Origin of the sequence: Niallia sp. FSL R7-0271 (genome assembly GCF_038005785.1) — a bacterium.
In the GTDB taxonomy this organism is placed as follows: domain Bacteria; phylum Bacillota; class Bacilli; order Bacillales; family Cytobacillaceae; genus Niallia.
This window is the reverse complement of the sequence record NZ_JBBOTZ010000001.1, coordinates 2,144,680-2,162,093: the sequence shown is the minus strand read 5'-3', so window position 1 is coordinate 2,162,093 and position 17,414 is coordinate 2,144,680. Positions and strand designations below refer to the sequence as shown.

The window sequence follows — 17,414 nt, the reverse complement described above, 5'->3', positions numbered from 1 at the left end:
TGTAGCAAAACGATATTAAAAGCAAAAGAAGTGCCGATTTAATGGGCATTTCCTTTTGCTTTTATTCGGAATAACACAGCAAGTGCCGCGATTAAGGCAACGCCTGCTAAAATATAAAATTGAAGACTTTCCATTTCCTTGCTTAACAATGCCATAATCGGAGGCCCTGCTGCGACACCAATAAAGCGCATCGAGCTGTACAGGCTTGTGATGGTGCCGCGTTCTTCCTTTTCAATCCCTTCTGTAATGAGGGCATCTAATGGGGGAAGACTTGCGCCAATTCCAATTCCTGAAATAGTTAGTACGGAGATGATATACCATAAATTATCATTAAAGCTGAGGGCAACTGTCCCAATAATAATGAACACGATGCCTGTGAAAGTAATCCACTTCATCAAATTTTGGTCTTTTTTAATTTTCTTTCCTGTAATGAATGAAGTCAGACAAAGTGCTCCAAGTGGAATCGCCAAGTACATCCCTTTTTTTATGTTTTTTATATGATATTTTTTTTCAAGTATGTCTGATAGGTAAAACTGTTCCGCAAAAAGGACGAACATGATGATAACACCAATTAAAAAAATAGCATAAAGCCATTTTTTGTCTTTTTTCATTACTTTTCTCGTATGTTGGATAAACACCCTGAAAGGCGGCGGTTCACTTGGACCTCCAGGCACTTTAACAAAAATCATGATGAGAAGGATGGAAATGAGACAAAATACAGGTATGGCCCAAAATGGCATAAACCAGACAATTCCGGCTATGATTGCACCAAGCACAGGGCTCAGCACCTTACCTAGAGTATTGGCTGTTTCAATCACACCTAATGTGCTGCTTATTTCCTCTTCTTTTTTAAACATGTCACCAACAAGAGGCAATACAATCGGGAATGCTCCTGCGGCTCCTATGCCTTGCAATGCCCTGCCTGCAAGAATAATCCAATAAGAGTTCTCTATTTTCCATGCTGCAAAGCCGCAAATCGCTCCTCCAATTCCGGCAATGATTAGGCTTGGAATAATGACTTTCTTTCTGCCGATATGGTCGGATAAATAACCGGCTACAGGAATAAGCAATATCGCCAAAATACTATAAACAGTAATAATCATGCTCACCTGAAAAGACGAGATGCCAAGTTGACTCTCGATATTTGGCAATACTGGTATCAGCATACTATTTCCAAGCGTCATTACTAATGGTATGGAAGAAATAGACAAAACAGACATTTTTGTAACTTTTACATCTTTACCCTTATTAGCTGTATCTTTGTTTGCTTTATCCTTTTTTTTATGTTCATCACTAAAACTGAAAAAGCCTTTTTCCTCATTTATGTGATCCATTTAAATTCTCCTTGATTTAAATAGTGCTGACTACTAATAATATGTACTTGTACGATTTTATTTACACTTGAGATTTTTAGGAAATACTGTGAACGTAAGTTATGTAAAGCTCTGTTCGCATAAAAGGATTAGCGTTATAATAATTAAAAAACACTTGGGAGGATAAGATGAAGGGAGAAATAATCTGTTTAAGTGTGGGCAAGCCAAAGAATTATGATTGGAACGGCAGAGATGTCTCAACTGCCATTGGTAAAACGGTTTTAGAAGAATGTTTTTTATCATTCGACGGCTTTGACGGCGATGGTGTTGCTAACGAAGAATTTCACGGTGGCAGAGACAGGGCTGTATGCTTTTATTCATATGAGCATTATCAAAATTGGGAAAAAAAGTTTAACACTGTATTAAAACCGCCAGTTTTCGGGGAAAATATTTGCGGCACAGGCCTGCTTGAAAAGAATACATATATTGGTGATGTTTTTTCAGTTGGCGATGCTGTTATCCAAGTCACGCAAGGAAGAATTCCGTGCAGTACGATATCCAAGTACAATGACATTCCGACATTTTTAGGTCAGATAGTAGAAACATGCTACACAGGCTATTTTCTGAAGGTTCTAAAAGAAGGAACCGTTTCATCGTCTTCGCCTCTAATATTGCTTGAACGTAAACAAGAGGAAATTTCTGTATGGGATGCTACGAAAGTAATGCTCCTTGACCGGAATAATAAAAAAGAAGTAGAGCGGATGCTGCAGCTTGAAGATCTTGCCGCTGACTGGACGAACCGTTTCCAAAAAGCACTGCAGAAATAAAAATTATGTAAAATTCCTTGACATAAAGATCGGCGTATTTTATGATTGGTTTAACATAAATTTGAGTGATGACGAAGAGTAGTAACTATTGACTGGAACTTAAGAGAGCTGATGGTTGGTGAGAATCAGTGTTACACAATAGTGAATGGACTTCTGAGCTTCTAAACCGAAACTTGATATTCAAGAGGTAGGCTTTAGCGAAATGTCTCATCGTTACAAGAGACCGAAATATGCGCCAAAGAATCTTTGAGTGCATGATTTCTTAGAGTGAGCTTTTTAACAAAGCTAATGAAGGTGGCACCACGGGTCTCTCGTCCTTTTTTTACAGGAGAGAGACCCTTTTTGCGTTCGAAAAAATAATTTCATACTAAAATCAATGATTAAGAGTAGTAAGCTAATATGTCTGGTAAAGAGAGTCGGTGGTTTGGTGAAAACCGATCCAAACATTTAGCTGAATGGACTTAAGAGTGCGGGTTTGAACAAATTAGTAGGGCTTGCCGGTTTCCACCGTTAACAGGATAGAATATTATTTGTATTCGAAAAGAGAGAGTGTTTTTCACTCTAACTGAGGTGGTACCGCGGTTTAACTAATCGTCCTCTATTATTGCAGCTTTTATGTCTGTAATAATAGGGGACTTTTTTATTGGATTTTTTAGAGGACACATAAACGGAGGTAAAGAAATGAAAACGACAGGCAGCCAAATGGTGATTATCGAAAAATTGGAAGGCGATACGCTCACACCAATCAGTATTTATCAAAAATTAACTGGAGAAAAAAAGTTCCTGTTAGAAAGTTCCTTAAAGCATGAAGCATCAGGCCGGTTTTCGATTATAGGCAGCGATCCAGTTTTTGAACTTATTGGCAATGGGCCAGTTACAACAGTGAAACGAAAAGACAGCGTAGAAACAGTGGATGAAAAAGCCTTGGATCTTGTCAAAAAACTCCTTCCAGTTCAAGACCTTCAATTGCCATATGGACTGCCGATAAATGCTGGAGCGGTCGGCTATGTCGGCTACGACAATATTAGGCAGTACGAAAATATTGGTCCGGAGGCGAAGGATGAGCTAAAGCTGCCAGACGTGCATTTAATGTTTTTTGAAGATTTCGTAATTTTTGACCATTTAGAACAAACTGTTTATTTGGTTGCATCTCCTTTAACAGACGAAACGACAGAAGAGCAGTTGAAGAACAGGCTCGAAACAAGAAAGCAGGAAATTCAGTCACAGTATACAGAAAGTACAGAAGATGTTCAGCTGTCTGCTTTTAAAGCAACTGTCACTAAAGAGGAATTTGTAGAAAAAGTAAACAAGGCGAAGCAATATATTGCAGAAGGAGACATCTTTCAAGTCGTACCTTCTCAGCGGATGTCAGCAGATATTAAAGGTTCGAGCTTTTCTTATTACAGAAAGCTGCGAGTGAAAAATCAATCACCTTATATGTACTATCTCGATTTTGTTGATTATGCTATCGTCGGCAGCTCACCTGAAAGTTTGATAAAGGCGAGCGATGGAACAGTTATTACAAACCCAATCGCCGGAACAAGACCTAGAGGAGCTACACCGGAGGAGGATATAGAGCTTGAAGCAGATTTACTGCAAGACGAGAAGGAATTGGCTGAACATAAAATGCTTGTAGACTTAGCAAGAAATGATGTCGGCAAGGTCAGTCATTTCGGAAGCATTAAAGTAGAGAAATATATGAAGGTTGAAAAATACAAGCATGTGATGCATATCGTTTCAGAGGTAAGCGGCCAAATCAAGGATAATCAGTCAAGCGTAGATGCACTCATATCATGCTTGCCTGCAGGGACAGTTTCTGGTGCCCCGAAGATTAGAGCAATGCAAATTATCAATGAGCTTGAAGGGGTCAAAAGAGGAATTTATTCTGGGGCAGTCGGCTATTTCTCCCAAAATGGCAACATGGATTTTGCACTGGCTATAAGGACGATGATTATTAAGGATGATAAAGCCTATATACAAGCAGGTGCTGGCATCGTATATGACTCCGTCCCTGAAAAAGAGTACGAAGAGACAATCCATAAATTAAAGGTGTTTTTGGAGGGACTATCATGATTTTATTAATCGATAATTATGATTCATTTACGTATAACCTGTATCAATATCTAGGAGAATTAGGCGAAGAAGTGAAGGTTGTTCGCAATGATGAGCTGACAGTGGAGGATATACAGAAGCTGAACCCTGCTAGTATTGTACTCTCTCCAGGTCCAGGCCGCCCTGAAAATGCCGGCATTATGATTGAAGTAATACAGAAATTACATCAACAGTTTCCGATTTTAGGAATTTGCCTCGGTCATCAAGGGATTGGCTCAGCTTTTGGGGCTAAGGTCGTAAGAGCAGAAAATATTATGCATGGGAAAACCTCTTATTTGGCAGATGTAAATAATGACCCGCTGTTTGCCGGATTAATTAGTCCGATTGAAGTGATGCGGTATCATTCACTTGTTATACAAAAAGACACATTGCCAAGAAACTTTGAAGTGTTAGCAGTATCTCATGACGATCAAGAAATAATGGCAATTAAACATAAGCACTACCCAGTATACGGATTTCAGTTTCATCCAGAATCAGTTGGAACAGACACAGGCAAGCAGCTTCTTGCCAACTTTATTACAGAAACAAGAAAGGGAGTATTGAGATGAAGAGTTATTTACAAAGATTAATGAATCATGAATCACTGACAGAAGCGGAAATGCTTGACGTCTCGAGAACCTTTTTTACAGATAGCGTTACAGACAGTCAATTGGCAGCATTTATAACGGCATTAAAGCTAAAAGGCGAAACGGTTGACGAAATCGTTGGTTTAGTTAGAGCAGTCAGAGAACAGACATTAAAATTCGAAAATGTAGGTGGCTGTATCGATAATTGCGGAACAGGTGGCGATGGCTCTCATAGCTTTAACATCAGCAGCACATCTGCCTTCGTGTTAGCAGGAGCAGGCATTCCAGTTGCAAAGCATGGCAATAGAAGTGTTTCAAGCAAGACTGGCAGTGCAGATGTTTTGGAGCATTTAGGCATCCATTTAAATGTCACACCAGAGCAGAATGAACAGCAGCTAAAAAATATCGGCATTACCTTCTTATTTGCACAGCATGTACAGCCGAAAATGGGCAGAATCATGAAAGTGAGAAGAGAGTTGGGCATTCCGACAATTTTCAACTTAATTGGTCCTTTAACGAATCCTATTGAGCTGGAAACACAGGTGCTTGGCATATACAGAAGAGATTACACAGAGGTTTTTGCTGAAAGCTTGAAAAGATTAGGACGGAAAAGAGCCGTTGTCCTTAACGGGGCCGGCGGAATGGATGAAGCATCCCTGCAAGGAGACAATGAACTCGTTATTTTAGAAGAAGGAAAGATTCGAAAGGTAATTCTGCGACCGGAGGAAGTGAATCTACCTGTGTACAACAATGAAGCAATCCGCGGCGGAGACGCAAAGGAAAATGCAGAGATCTTGCTTAAAGTGCTCAACGGGGAAAAAGGTGCATATAAAGACACTGTTTTGTTAAACGCAGGAATAGGTATTTTCGCTGCAGGAAAGGCAATGAGCATCGAAGAGGGAATCGAGCTTGCCAGACACAGTATTGACAGTGGGGCAGCTCTTTCAAAACTCGAACAGTTAGTAACGAACAGTTCATTATATGAGAAAGCAGGGATATAAAATGGAAACCATTCTAGATAAAATCATCGCCAAAAAGCTAGCAGTTGTTGAGGAGCTTAAGCAGCAAAAAGCTGTAATACAAAAAAGTCCTACAATGGCAAGAAAATCATTTATGGAAAGACTGGCAAACACGGATCAGCTTGCGATTATTGCTGAGTTTAAAAGAGCTTCCCCTTCAAAAGGAGATATCAATATTGGTGTTGATCCAAAAGAGCAAGGCTTAAAATATGCGCAATACGGTGCTGATTGTATGTCTGTTTTAACAGACGGTCCGTTCTTCAAAGGCAGCTATGAGGACTTGGAGCGTGTCAGCTCTGCAGTTCCTATCCCTGTCTTATGCAAAGACTTTATCATTGATGAAATTCAAATAGATTTTGCTAAAGCAAAGGGCGCAAGTCTTGTGTTGTTAATTGCAGCAGCCCTTGATGATGAGAAGCTGAACCGCCTTTACAAGTATGCAGTTGCAAGCGGCTTGGAGGTGCTGATGGAGGTTCATAATGAAGAGGAGCTTGAGCGTGCCCTTCAAACGGACTGTCAGCTGATCGGTGTTAATAACAGAGACTTAAAAACATTCCACGTCTCCTTAGAAGTTACGGAACGTTTGGCGCCAACTATTAAGGAATCTGGCAGATACTTAGTGAGCGAAAGCGGAATTGCCTCACAGGAGGATATTGACAGAGTTGTTGCTGCAGGTGCAAATGCAATACTAGTCGGGGAAACCTTTATGAAAGCTACTAATCTAAAAGAAACATTAGCAAGCATGAAAGTCCAAATATAAGGAAGTGACCATGTATGAATGTCAAAATATGCGGGATAAGAGCAGAAGAAGAAGCACTTTGCGCCGTTCAAAATGGAGCGAAAGCTATCGGATTTGTCTTTGCAGACAGCAAACGGAAAATCGAGCCGGAAACAGCCAGAACGATTATCGATAAGCTTCCTGATGACATCTGGAAAGTTGGGGTGTTCGTCAATGAAACAAGAGAAAGAATCGATGAAATTGTCCGGATTTCAGGCATTAATGTCATTCAGCTTCATGGAGATGAATCGAGTGAATATGCATCTTCCTTTGAATTGCCAGTAATAAAGGCGTTCAGCATAAAGGAAGAAAGCGATTTGGAAATAATTGCGGATTTTCAGTCTGATTATATCCTGTTGGATAGTGCGCGGGAGAGGTACTTTGGCGGAAATGGCAAAGCGTTTGATTGGAATATCGTCAAAAACTATGACTTTAAAGGCAAAAAAGTCATTCTTGCAGGAGGCTTACATAAAGACAATGTAAACCAGGCAAAGACAATGGTCGATCCCTTTATGCTCGATGTATCAAGCGGTGTAGAAACAGATGGGAAAAAGGATTTGCAGAAGATTGAAGGATTTTTACAGGAAGCACTTCAAGCAGTAAACAAATAGGAGGAGCGACAATCATGACAGTTAACTATTCATATCCAGACAGCACAGGACATTTCGGTATTTATGGAGGAAGATATGTTCCAGAAACATTAATGTCAGCAGTTGTTGAATTGGAAAATGCTTATATCGAGGCAAAAAAAGACCCAGCATTCCAAGAGGAATTAAATTATTTGCTGAAGGATTATGTTGGCAGAGAAACACCCCTTTATTATGCTGAAAGACTTACAAAGCATTTAAACGGAGCGAAAATTTACTTAAAAAGAGAAGATTTGAACCACACAGGAGCACATAAAATCAATAATGCTATCGGCCAGGCGCTTTTGGCAAAACGCATGGGTAAAACAAAGGTCGTTGCCGAAACTGGAGCAGGCCAGCATGGTGTTGCAACAGCTACTGCCTGTGCGCTGCTCGGTTTAGAATGTACGATATTTATGGGCGAAGAGGATATTAGAAGACAGAAACTGAATGTATTCCGGATGGAGCTTCTTGGAGCAAAGGTCGAAAGTGTTACCTCTGGAAGTGCGACATTGAAGGATGCATGTAATGAGGCACTAAGATATTGGGTTACTAATGTAATGGACACCCACTATATACTTGGATCTGTTATGGGACCACATCCATTTCCAATGATGGTCCGTGATTTCCAAAGCGTCATCGGAACAGAGACGAAGGCACAGTTTTTGGAAAAGGAAGGAAGACTCCCAGAAGCAGTGATTGCATGTATCGGCGGCGGCAGCAATGCGATGGGCATGTTCTATCCATTTATTGAGGATGAAGATGTTGCTCTTTATGGTGTAGAAGCATCAGGACACGGACTAGATACAGATAAACACGCTGCATCCTTAACGAAAGGCAAACCCGGAGTGCTTCACGGTTCTTATATGTATTTATTGCAGGACGAGGATGGACAAATTCAAGAAGCGCACAGCATTTCGGCAGGACTTGATTATCCTGGCGTTGGACCAGAACACAGCTATTTAAATGATATCGGCAGAGTGAATTATGAATCGGTCACAGATGATGAAGCGTTTGAAGCATTGCAGCTGCTGTGCAGACTAGAAGGAATTATTCCTGCATTAGAAAGCTCTCATGCAATTGCTTATTGCTTGAAGCATGCACCTAAAATGAACGAAGAGGAAGCGATAGTCGTTTGCTTATCTGGCAGAGGCGATAAAGATGTTAATACAGTAATGGACAGAATGGGAGTGAATCAATAAGATGGTGACAATTGCAGAGCGTTTTGCACAAGTTGAAAAGAATGGCGACAAAGCCTTTGTTCCATATATTATGGCAGGCGATGGCGGCCTAGACACACTAGAGGAAAAAATTAAATTTCTTGAAAGCAGCGGAGCAACAGCAATCGAGCTTGGGATTCCGTTTTCCGACCCTGTTGCAGACGGACCGATCATTCAAGCTGCCGGAATTCGGGCACTTCAAGCAGGAACAACATTGAAGAAAGTGTTTCAAACATTAACTTCCTTCCGGGAAACGACAACCATCCCGATTGTTTTTATGACGTATTTAAATCCAATCATTGCCTATGGCATTGAGGATTTCTTTCAATCATGCGAAGAGTCAGGCGTTAACGGCATAATCGTGCCAGATATGCCAATTGAAGAAGAAGGCCTAGTGCAAGCTGCTGCTGACAAGCATCACATCGAAATCATCCGACTTGTAACATTAACAAGTTCATTAGATAGAATTGCACAGATAGCCAAAAAAGGCAATGGCTTTTTATATGCAGTCACCGTAACAGGAATCACTGGGGCAAGAACAGTCTTTCAAGAACAGCTAGGAGAGCATCTGCTTAAAGTGAAAGAAGTCAGCCCTATTCCAGTGTTGGCAGGCTTTGGCATCTCCACCCCACAGCATGTGAAAGACATGACGCAATATTGTGACGGCGTTATTGTCGGCAGCAAAATTATTGAGTTATTTGAGAAAAATGATTTAGAAGGAATTAGAAGCTTAATAGCAGCCAGCAAGAGGGTTTCTGTTTAAGAAGCAAAATTCATCCATATGAAAAACAGGCAGAAAATACTTTCTGCCTGTTTGATTTCAAAAGCGATTAAAAATAAATATTATAACCATACATAATGGAAACAAGCAATAAAACTACGAGAATTCCAGGCAGAAGATTTGCCACTTTAAATTTGGTCAGCCCTATTAAATTTAAGCCAATCGTCATAATCATAACCCCGCCGGTAGCTGACATTTCCAAAATAAATTGATCCATTAATTGCTGCGGAATCACACGATCAATCTGGGTTGCAAAAACAGCAATTAGCCCTTCATAAATAATAACAGGAACAGCTGAAAAAAGAACGCCGATTCCTAAAGTGGAAGTCAATATAAGTGCGATAAATGAATCAATAATCGATTTTGTAAATAAAACATCATGATTGCCGCGAATCCCGCTGTCGAGAGCTCCAATAATCCCCATTGCTCCAATTGCAAATATTAACGTACCTGTAACAAAGCCTTGTGAGATGCTTCCCTGCTTGTCAGAACCAACCTTTGCTTCTATCCATTGTCCAAGCTTGGTTATTTTATCTTCTATCGCTAATAATTCACCAATAATTGCACCTAACGAAAGGCTCAAAATCACAATCGTAAAATTCGCCGTTTTAAGTGCCATTTGAATTCCTAATACGACAATAGACAAACCCATTATATTCATAACAGCGTCCTTCATATTGTTAGGTATACGGCGAAGGACACTGCCAAGTAGTGCACCAATCATGATACCTACTCCATTAACTATTGCTCCCAGTAAAATCATTATGTTCATCCTATCTATCTATTTAGTTGTGTCTCTATAGATTATAGGAGGAAAATTCCGATAAATAAAGTCGAAGTTTTACTAGTTAATCGGAATAGATATACCGATATAACAAACAGTTAACTAGAGGTAGGGGGGAATTATAGACTAAATCCTCCAGAAGCATCTATAATTTGGCCAGTTATCCAACGGCTGTCAGAGGAAGCAAGAAATGAAACAACGTCTGCAATATCTTCCACTTTACCTAATCGGTGGAATACGGAGGATTCAGTGGCGAACTTTTTAATCTCCGGATTATCCAGCAGCTTGGAATTGATATCTGTCTTTGTATACCCAGGCATAATAGTATTAACTGTTATATCACGTTCACCAAGGTGTTTTGCTAATGGAAGTGTCATCGTGTTAAGCGCTCCTTTACTCAAACCATAGGCAATCGACCCTGTTAAACCAATCCGTACTTCTGCAGATGAAATGTTAATGATGCGTCCCTTTTCTCTTAGTCTTGGTATGGCATTCTGTATAAGGAAAAAAGGTGCTTTAATATTAATATCTATGATTTCATCGAAGATTTCTTCTGTTGTATTTTCAATGGTTCCTTGCGTTCCAATACCTGCATTATTTACTAATATATCAAATGAGACGGAGCTAGTTTTTTCTAACAGCTTTTCATCTAATTGCTGCAGCAGTTTTTTTACTCCGTGCAAAGACTGTAAATCAGCTGGAATGGAGAAAGCATCACCGCCTGCAGCGATAATTTCCTTAACCGTAGCATCAGCAGCCTTTTGATTGCTTCCATAATGAACAGCAACGATGGCCCCATCATCTGCTAACCTTTTGGCGATTGCACGGCCAATTCCACGGCTGGCACCTGTCACTAAAGCTATTTTGTCTTGTAAATTCTTCATATATAATCACGCCCCATTAATGTGAATTATTATTTAAAGCATACTTATATTTTATTGGAATTATCAGAAAACTAAATATATAATTATAAAAAGAAAACTCATTTGGCTTGTGATTTTAAAGACATATTGCCGTAATACTTTATAAAATAAAGAAGGGGAACTAACCATGAAAAATACAGTAAAACTGGATGAAACAGATTATAAAATTATGAATTTATTATTTGAAAACGCAAGGATACCTGTCTCTGAAATCGGCAGAGTTATATCCATGACGCAGCCAGCTGTCAAAGAAAGAATTAATAAGCTTGAAGAGCAAGGGGTAATAGCTGGTTATAAAGCAAAGTTTGAACCTTCTAAAATTAATAAAAATATCTTAACGTTCATCATGTTTAAAACGAGCAAGTGCGCTGATTTTATAACATACTGTGAAGTGGCGCCTGAAGTAATAGATTTATATCGTGTCAGTGGGGAAGCCAACTATTTACTAAAAGTAAGGACCGATTCACTTGATTCGCTTGCTTCATTTTTAGATTCTTTAATGAGATTTGGATTATCACAACCCATAATCGTTATGAAAAGTGAGTTTGAGGAAAAGATCTCTTTTTGATTTTCTACATCCAGTTACAATTATTTGACAGCAACCAAGAATTAAACTAAATTAATAGTGAATACATCATTCATTATTACGAGGTGGTTATTATCCAGTCAAAAAAAGAGGAAGTAAAAAAACAAATCGAAGCTGCCGCCTTGAAAGTGTTTTTTAACAAAGGATTTTTGAATGCAAAAATGAGCGATATCGCTGAAGAAATTCAAATTTCAGTCGGAAATATTTATACGTATTTCAAAAATAAAAACGATTTGTTTTATTCGGTCGTTCCACCATCCTTAGTCGATTATTTGCAAAAGGTGTTAGTTGAAAGCATTCATTTTGATAACCAGACATTGTTTGCTGAGGCGAGGACGGAGAAAAGGGCAGATATTTTTCAAAAGCAGATTAATCTATTAACCCAATATCATCAGCAGATTGTGATTATTTTTGAAAAAAATCAAGGAACGGAATACAGCAATGCCAAAAACGAGCTGATTGATTTAATGATGGAAACTAAAATGCCGTACGTTAAGAGTACGTACAAAAGATATGAAATAAACAGTGAGGATAATTTCATTTTATTGAATATTCTCGCTAATAGTTTCGTCAACATGATTTTAGACTTATTAAAGAGAGAGATGAGCATAGAAAGCAGACAGCAGATATTTGAGGTGCTTAGCATATACAGGCTGCATGGACTCAAAAGCTTAAATGAATAATACTGTACACTAAAGTGATTCACTTAGTTTAAGGTGAATCACTATTTTAAAAACTAAAAATGAATAAACTATTCATTTTTGAAAAATGGGAGGAAGCACTCATGAAGACAGGATATGCCTTACATAATTGCCATATAATCTATGGTGATGGGAAAAAATTTGCAGATACAAATATGACCATATTAGTAAACGAACAAGGGAGAATTCATCAAATCGAAAAGACAAGCAATCTCGTTGTTCCAAGTCATTATGAGAGCATAGACTTAACAGGGAACTATGTAATGCCTGGCCTCATCAACGCCCATGTACATCTGTTTGCAGACGGAAAGCCTTTTACATTGTCAGTAAGTGAAAAGCTTTTAAATTTTGCGTTTCACCATCTTTTGGATACATCGATAGGAAGAAGAATCTTAAAAAAACGGATGAAAAAAAATGCCATAACCGCCTTGCATTCTGGTGTAACGACGATGCGCAGCGTAGGTGAATTCTTTTATAAAGATGTGGAGCTGAGGGAGGAGATTCATGCGCACAAGTTCGTAGGTCCGAACTTACTTACAGCAGGCTACTTCCTAAGTGTAACAGGCGGTCACGGCGCACCTTATTTAGCCTTAGTCGGCGATTCTCCGTGGGAGGCGAGAAGAAATGTGAGAATAAATGTTAAACATGGGGTGGATTTAATTAAAATCTGTGTCACCGGCGGTGTTACAGATGCAAAAATGGTCGGGGAAGCTGGCCGGTTACAAATGACAGAGGACGAAGTTGCCGCCATATGTGAGGAAGCTCATAAAATCGGCATACGTGTTGCCGCACATGTGGAAAGTACGGAAGGAGTAAGAGTTGCACTAAAGGGAGGGGTTGATACGATAGAACATGGAGCGGAGATGGATGAGGAAATTATCAGTCTGTATAAATGTAATCCTAGAGCCTTAAAGGGTTACACAGCGTTAATTCCTACTTTGCAGGCTGATTATCCTAGCGCAAAATTGGATTTGAGTCTGACGAAAGTGAGCGAAACAGTGCAAGAAAACTCTCGGCTTGTTTACGATTCGATGCTAGCAAGTGTAAGGCAGGCGGTAGAACATGGGATAAAAATGGGGATTGGTACAGATGCAGCAATGCCATTTGTGACACACTATGATATGTGGCGCGAGCTGGACCATCTTATGCGAAAAACGTCGCTCGATTCACTGCAGGTAATTGAAAAGGCAACAAAAACAAATGCAGAAATTCTCGGCATAGATCATCTAACTGGAACGATTGAAATGGGAAAACGAGCAGATTTAATTGTAATGGACCATAATCCATTAGAAAATATCAAAGCTTTATCAAATATAACGATGGTAATGGTAAATGGTCAACTTATAAAAAATCCAAACGTAAATAAAATGAAGGAAGTGGATGATTTGCTAGATTTAGTATGGAGCAACGAATAAAAAAACCAGAAATATAAATTTCTGGTTTCAGCTTACTAATATAAGTGAGGGCTCTAAGAGAGACAAAGAAAATATTGGCTATTGCCCGTTTTCTTGAATCCATTGCCGTTCACTTCATCTGTACAGTCAATCCACTGATATTTTTTTGCTTTTCTTTCTAAAACCTCACTAATCTCATCTTCCGTTTCGTGCATTAAGCTGATTACTTCCGTTAATGTCATCTTAAAGTGAGCGGCTGCCTCTTGATGCGGCAGCTGCTCTTTAAGAAGTGATAGAAACTGTGTTTTTGAATCAGCTTTCTGTGCTAAAGACTCTTCCTTATCTACAATATATTGGTAAACTGCTTTCTTAAACGGTGGCAGTGTGTTGACGAAATTCCTTTCAAGTATCTCCATCCACTTTTCATTTCTCATTATAGGCAACCTTTGCTATTTAAGCAGATACTAATCAGTAGTAGAGAATTATCGTAACTATTACGATTTACCAAAGAGCCATTAACAATGTTCATTAATTGTTTTCTTTCATATTGTACTTTTTCAGGAAGCGATCCACTCTTCCGCCTTTATCTGCAAATTTCTGCTTACCTGTGTAAAATGGATGTGAATCTGAACTAGTCTCTACTTTAATAAGAGGATAAGTATTGCCATCCTCCCATTTAATAGTCTCATTGGATTTTTTCGTCGAACCTGTTAGAAATTTGAAGCCGCTGTTCGTATCCATAAATACGACTTTTTCATAATTTGGATGTATATTTGCTTTCATATTATCACCTCATATTTTTTACTACATACTCATGATAATCGAAATCATTACGTTTTGCAAGTGATGTGCATTATATATTAATTGGAATCGTATAAAGCGTATATCGCAGGAAGAATCTAGTCTTAACTAGTTAAAAAAACCGGCTGCCATTATGTCAGCCGGTTTTTTGTGTTCTAATGTAGAAATTTATTCAGCAACGACTGCAAATTGTTTAACAGTAGGAATAACCGAGGCTAATTCCTTATCTGGGTATTTTTTCTCAAGCTCGTGAATATCCTTAAACTCTGTGCTCCTGACCCATTTTAAGTAATCCTCCTTCGTTTCCCATTCCATATGTACGGTAATTTCTCCTTTGTTTTTTTCATTTTGGAGCAGAAGGAAGCGGATAAATCCATGGTTTTTGTCTACTAATCGGGAACGGTTTTTATAGATTTCAATGACTTCAAGCGCCTTTTCATCTGGGACTGGAAAGGTTGACTGAACAATAAACATGAAGCAAAACTCCTCTGAAATTAATTTTTTACTATCGTACCATAAATTTATCAGAAAATTCATCGTATAGAAGGAAAGCATATAAGAAATATGGAATTATTAAGTTAGAAACCTAGCAAAAATTTTTTCCTGAACAAAAATCATATGACAACATAAGAAAGGGGGGATTCGTTTTGCAGGTAAGGGTGCTTAAACCAAAGGACGCAAAAGATTACTGGAATTTGCGGTTAACAACATTAAAGCAGCATCCAGATGCCTTTTTATTAACCGTGGAAGAAGAACAAAAACGCCTCTATCCCATTAAGAGGATTACAGCTCTCTTAAAGGACCCAACAAGGGTTACTATAGGTGCATTTATGGATGAACGCCTTGTTGGCAGCATCACCCTTCAAAAGGAAACCTATAAAAAAATTAAGCATAAGGCAAGTGTGCTGTCATTTTTTATAGAAGATGATTTTCGGAACAAAGGGATTGGCAAACGGCTTTTGACAGAGGTAATTACTCTAGCAAAAAGGTATGATATTGAGCAATTGCTGCTGGCTGTCGTTTCCACAAATGCAGGTGCAATTGCCTTATACGAATCATTCGGCTTCACTGTTTTTGGATTGGAAAAGAACGCATTAAAGGTGGATGGACAATACTTTGATGAACAGCATATGATTTTCTATCTTTCGAGTAGTTGAGAGAAAAGGAGTTGCAGGGATGAAAACAAGAAGTGTAGGAATACTGTTATTTGATGATGTGGAAGTGCTTGATTTTGCAGGACCTTTTGAAGTGCTGTCAGTAGCCTCCTTTAAGGATCGTGATGATAGGAAACCATTTAAGGTAGAAACAGTTTCAGAAACAGGAGAGCTGATTGCTGCGAGGAACGGATTGCAAGTGTTGCCTAGCTATTCCTTCGAAAATGCCCCAGCATTTGATATAATCATCATCCCTGGCGGACCGGGAGCAAGGCTGACAGAAATACATAATGAGAAATTGATGGAATGGATAAAACAGCAAAATAAAACAGCAGAGCTTGTGGCTTCTGTTTGTACAGGTGCCTTGCTGCTTGCAAAAGCAGGGCTTTTGGATGGGAAAAAAGCGACGACACATTGGGCTTCCTACGATAATTTCGCAGAAACCTTCCCCAAAGTGGAAGTGGTTAGAGGCGTTAAATTTGTTGATGAAGGCAGAATTGTCTCTTCAGGCGGCATTTCTGCAGGGATAACGATGGCATTCCATCTTGTGGAAAGATTAGTAGGAGCAGATGAAAAAGCCATAACAGCAAAAAGAATGGAGTATGATTTGCCAGAATAAGCTAAAAAAAGAAGGCTTCTACTGCAGAAGCCTTCTTTTCCCTTGTTATTTATAAGAAATTGCTTCAAGTGAGAACCCATTTTTGGATTTTAAGAATTGGGTAAACAATTCAACAGAGCGAGTGTGGATATCTGTTTTTGGGATGACATAGGAGAAGTTTCGGTTAATCTGTTCATTTTTAAGCCGGATGGAATGGATTGTTTTCATATGAAGTTCTTTTTGAATCGAAAACTTAGAAACAATCGAAATGCCAATCCCTGCTTCAACAGACTCTTTAATAATTTGCGTGCTGCCAAACGATCTCAAAATAAGGGGAGAAAAGGCATGCTTTTCAAACAGTTTGTCAATAACCTCTCTCGTTCCGGAACCTTCTTCCCGTAAGATCCATGTTTCACCGTACAGGCTTTCCAGATCGATCGTGCGAAAGCTTGCTAAAGGATGATCAGTGCCTACGATAATTACCAGTTCATCCTGTTCAAAGGGAGTGATATGCAGGTGAGGGTGACTTTTGACTTCCCCATCAATTATGCCAATATCAAGACTGCCATCAAGAACTTGCTTCATGATGCTGCTAGAATTGCTGATGGAGACTTTCGGTTCAATTAATTGGTGTACTTTCATAAAATCAGAAATATATCTGGGCAGTAAATACTCACCGAATGTATAACTAGACCCAATTAAGAGAGGACCGCTCACAACCTTCGTTATGTCATCAATAAGGCCTTCCGCCTGTTCATACTCTTTTAGGATACGCTTGGCATGATAATACAATATTTCACCAGCACGAGTAAGCCGAACGTATTTGTTCGTACGATCGAAGAATTTCACTTCATACTTCTTTTCCAAAGCTTTTATGGAAAGCGTTACAGCAGATTGTGTAATATGGAGCTCTTCGGCAGCTCGAGTAAAATTTTTCTTTTCAGCAACTGTGACAAATGTCAATAAATGATAATCCAATCCTCTCACACTCTCCTTCTGCCAGATTTGAAGTCTTCGTTTCGCATCTTCATTTTTTTAGTATATACTTAGTTCGCTTAAATAAATGATAAATCCTTTAACAATTCAAAAAATACTGAAAATTTACTATTTTTATACCGATCCCAGCTTTTTGAAAATAAATTGTGACTATTTCGATAATGAAAATATTTTCCTTGAATAAATAGGAGTAAACATCTATAATCAATAATGATTCTCAAATAGAACTGTTAAA

The 17,414-nt window shown here is 38.9% G+C and carries 20 protein-coding genes and 2 other annotated features; of the genes, 13 read left to right on the top strand and 7 right to left on the bottom strand.

Annotated features, from left to right (window positions below; all coding sequences use genetic code 11):
* Positions 1-38: 38 nt before the first annotated feature.
* A complete protein-coding gene (locus MKX82_RS11045) occupies positions 39-1,334 on the bottom strand; it encodes an MFS transporter (protein ID WP_267913275.1) in 1,296 nt (431 codons plus the stop codon).
* Positions 1,335-1,501: 167 nt separating this feature from the next.
* On the opposite strand from MKX82_RS11045, the gene MKX82_RS11040 reads away from it, so the two are divergent.
* The 8 genes from MKX82_RS11040 (at position 1,502) to trpA (ending at position 9,224) form a co-directional block, all read left to right on the top strand.
* Positions 1,502-2,140, top strand: coding sequence for an MOSC domain-containing protein (locus MKX82_RS11040; RefSeq protein WP_341077131.1), 639 nt, complete (start codon positions 1,502-1,504; stop codon positions 2,138-2,140).
* 59 nt (positions 2,141-2,199) lie between these two features.
* Positions 2,200-2,462: a binding site (T-box leader), on the top strand.
* 45 nt (positions 2,463-2,507) lie between these two features.
* Positions 2,508-2,742, top strand: a binding site (T-box leader).
* A gap of 79 nt (positions 2,743-2,821) precedes the next feature.
* Positions 2,822-4,213 carry an anthranilate synthase component I gene (trpE, locus tag MKX82_RS11035; RefSeq protein WP_233313662.1) on the top strand — a complete coding sequence of 464 codons (1,392 nt, stop codon included), beginning with the start codon at positions 2,822-2,824 and terminating at the stop codon, positions 4,211-4,213.
* Positions 4,210-4,800 carry an anthranilate synthase component II gene (locus tag MKX82_RS11030; protein WP_237941527.1) on the top strand — a complete coding sequence of 197 codons (591 nt, stop codon included), beginning with the start codon at positions 4,210-4,212 and terminating at the stop codon, positions 4,798-4,800. The genes trpE and MKX82_RS11030 overlap by 4 nt, the downstream gene beginning before the upstream one ends.
* Positions 4,797-5,819, top strand: a complete 1,023-nt coding sequence (gene trpD / locus MKX82_RS11025) for an anthranilate phosphoribosyltransferase (RefSeq protein ID WP_233313664.1) — start codon at positions 4,797-4,799, stop codon at positions 5,817-5,819. Before MKX82_RS11030 ends, trpD begins: the two co-directional genes overlap by 4 nt.
* 1 nt (position 5,820) lies before the next feature.
* Complete coding sequence (gene trpC, locus MKX82_RS11020; protein ID WP_341077127.1) at positions 5,821-6,597, top strand: indole-3-glycerol phosphate synthase TrpC; 777 nt, start codon at positions 5,821-5,823, stop codon at positions 6,595-6,597.
* Between the two features lie 14 nt (positions 6,598-6,611).
* Entirely contained in the window at positions 6,612-7,226 is a 615-nt protein-coding gene (locus MKX82_RS11015; protein ID WP_237941525.1) for a phosphoribosylanthranilate isomerase, read from the top strand.
* A gap of 14 nt (positions 7,227-7,240) precedes the next feature.
* Entirely contained in the window at positions 7,241-8,443 is a 1,203-nt protein-coding gene (gene trpB / locus MKX82_RS11010) for a tryptophan synthase subunit beta (RefSeq protein ID WP_341077122.1), read from the top strand.
* Position 8,444: 1 nt separating this feature from the next.
* On the top strand, positions 8,445-9,224 hold the full coding sequence (trpA, locus tag MKX82_RS11005) for a tryptophan synthase subunit alpha (protein ID WP_233313668.1): 780 nt from the start codon (positions 8,445-8,447) through the stop codon (positions 9,222-9,224).
* Between the two features lie 67 nt (positions 9,225-9,291).
* On the opposite strand, the gene MKX82_RS11000 is transcribed toward trpA, so the two are convergent.
* Both MKX82_RS11000 and MKX82_RS10995 read right to left on the bottom strand, forming a co-directional pair.
* Positions 9,292-10,005, bottom strand: a complete 714-nt coding sequence (locus tag MKX82_RS11000) for a DUF554 domain-containing protein (RefSeq protein WP_341077119.1) — start codon at positions 10,003-10,005, stop codon at positions 9,292-9,294.
* A 140-nt stretch (positions 10,006-10,145) separates the two neighbouring features.
* On the bottom strand, positions 10,146-10,910 hold the full coding sequence (locus MKX82_RS10995; protein ID WP_233313670.1) for an SDR family oxidoreductase: 765 nt from the start codon (positions 10,908-10,910) through the stop codon (positions 10,146-10,148).
* A gap of 166 nt (positions 10,911-11,076) precedes the next feature.
* Between MKX82_RS10995 and MKX82_RS10990 the strand changes: the two genes are divergently transcribed.
* From MKX82_RS10990 to MKX82_RS10980, 3 genes are all read left to right on the top strand, one after another.
* Positions 11,077-11,517 carry an Lrp/AsnC family transcriptional regulator gene (locus MKX82_RS10990; protein ID WP_341077117.1) on the top strand — a complete coding sequence of 147 codons (441 nt, stop codon included), beginning with the start codon at positions 11,077-11,079 and terminating at the stop codon, positions 11,515-11,517.
* Positions 11,518-11,600: 83 nt separating this feature from the next.
* Positions 11,601-12,218, top strand: a complete 618-nt coding sequence (locus MKX82_RS10985; RefSeq protein WP_341077115.1) for a TetR/AcrR family transcriptional regulator — start codon at positions 11,601-11,603, stop codon at positions 12,216-12,218.
* A gap of 101 nt (positions 12,219-12,319) precedes the next feature.
* A complete protein-coding gene (locus MKX82_RS10980) occupies positions 12,320-13,651 on the top strand; it encodes a metal-dependent hydrolase family protein (RefSeq protein WP_341077114.1) in 1,332 nt (443 codons plus the stop codon).
* 53 nt (positions 13,652-13,704) lie between these two features.
* On the opposite strand, the gene MKX82_RS10975 is transcribed toward MKX82_RS10980, so the two are convergent.
* The 3 genes from MKX82_RS10975 to MKX82_RS10965 form a co-directional block, all read right to left on the bottom strand.
* Positions 13,705-14,064 carry a hypothetical protein gene (locus MKX82_RS10975; RefSeq protein ID WP_341077112.1) on the bottom strand — a complete coding sequence of 120 codons (360 nt, stop codon included), beginning with the start codon at positions 14,062-14,064 and terminating at the stop codon, positions 13,705-13,707.
* Between the two features lie 94 nt (positions 14,065-14,158).
* A complete protein-coding gene (locus MKX82_RS10970; protein ID WP_233313675.1) occupies positions 14,159-14,413 on the bottom strand; it encodes a type B 50S ribosomal protein L31 in 255 nt (84 codons plus the stop codon).
* Positions 14,414-14,599: 186 nt separating this feature from the next.
* A complete protein-coding gene (locus MKX82_RS10965; protein WP_233313676.1) occupies positions 14,600-14,905 on the bottom strand; it encodes an antibiotic biosynthesis monooxygenase family protein in 306 nt (101 codons plus the stop codon).
* Between the two features lie 173 nt (positions 14,906-15,078).
* On the opposite strand from MKX82_RS10965, the gene MKX82_RS10960 reads away from it, so the two are divergent.
* Both MKX82_RS10960 and MKX82_RS10955 read left to right on the top strand, forming a co-directional pair.
* Positions 15,079-15,588 (top strand): GNAT family N-acetyltransferase, encoded by a 510-nt coding sequence (locus MKX82_RS10960; protein WP_233313677.1) that lies wholly within the window; start codon positions 15,079-15,081, stop codon positions 15,586-15,588.
* 19 nt (positions 15,589-15,607) lie between these two features.
* Entirely contained in the window at positions 15,608-16,204 is a 597-nt protein-coding gene (locus MKX82_RS10955; RefSeq protein ID WP_237941517.1) for a DJ-1/PfpI family protein, read from the top strand.
* Positions 16,205-16,249: 45 nt separating this feature from the next.
* Here the strand turns inward: MKX82_RS10955 and MKX82_RS10950 are convergent, their stop codons facing one another.
* Complete coding sequence (locus tag MKX82_RS10950; protein WP_233313679.1) at positions 16,250-17,161, bottom strand: LysR family transcriptional regulator; 912 nt, start codon at positions 17,159-17,161, stop codon at positions 16,250-16,252.
* Positions 17,162-17,414: the final 253 nt, after the last annotated feature.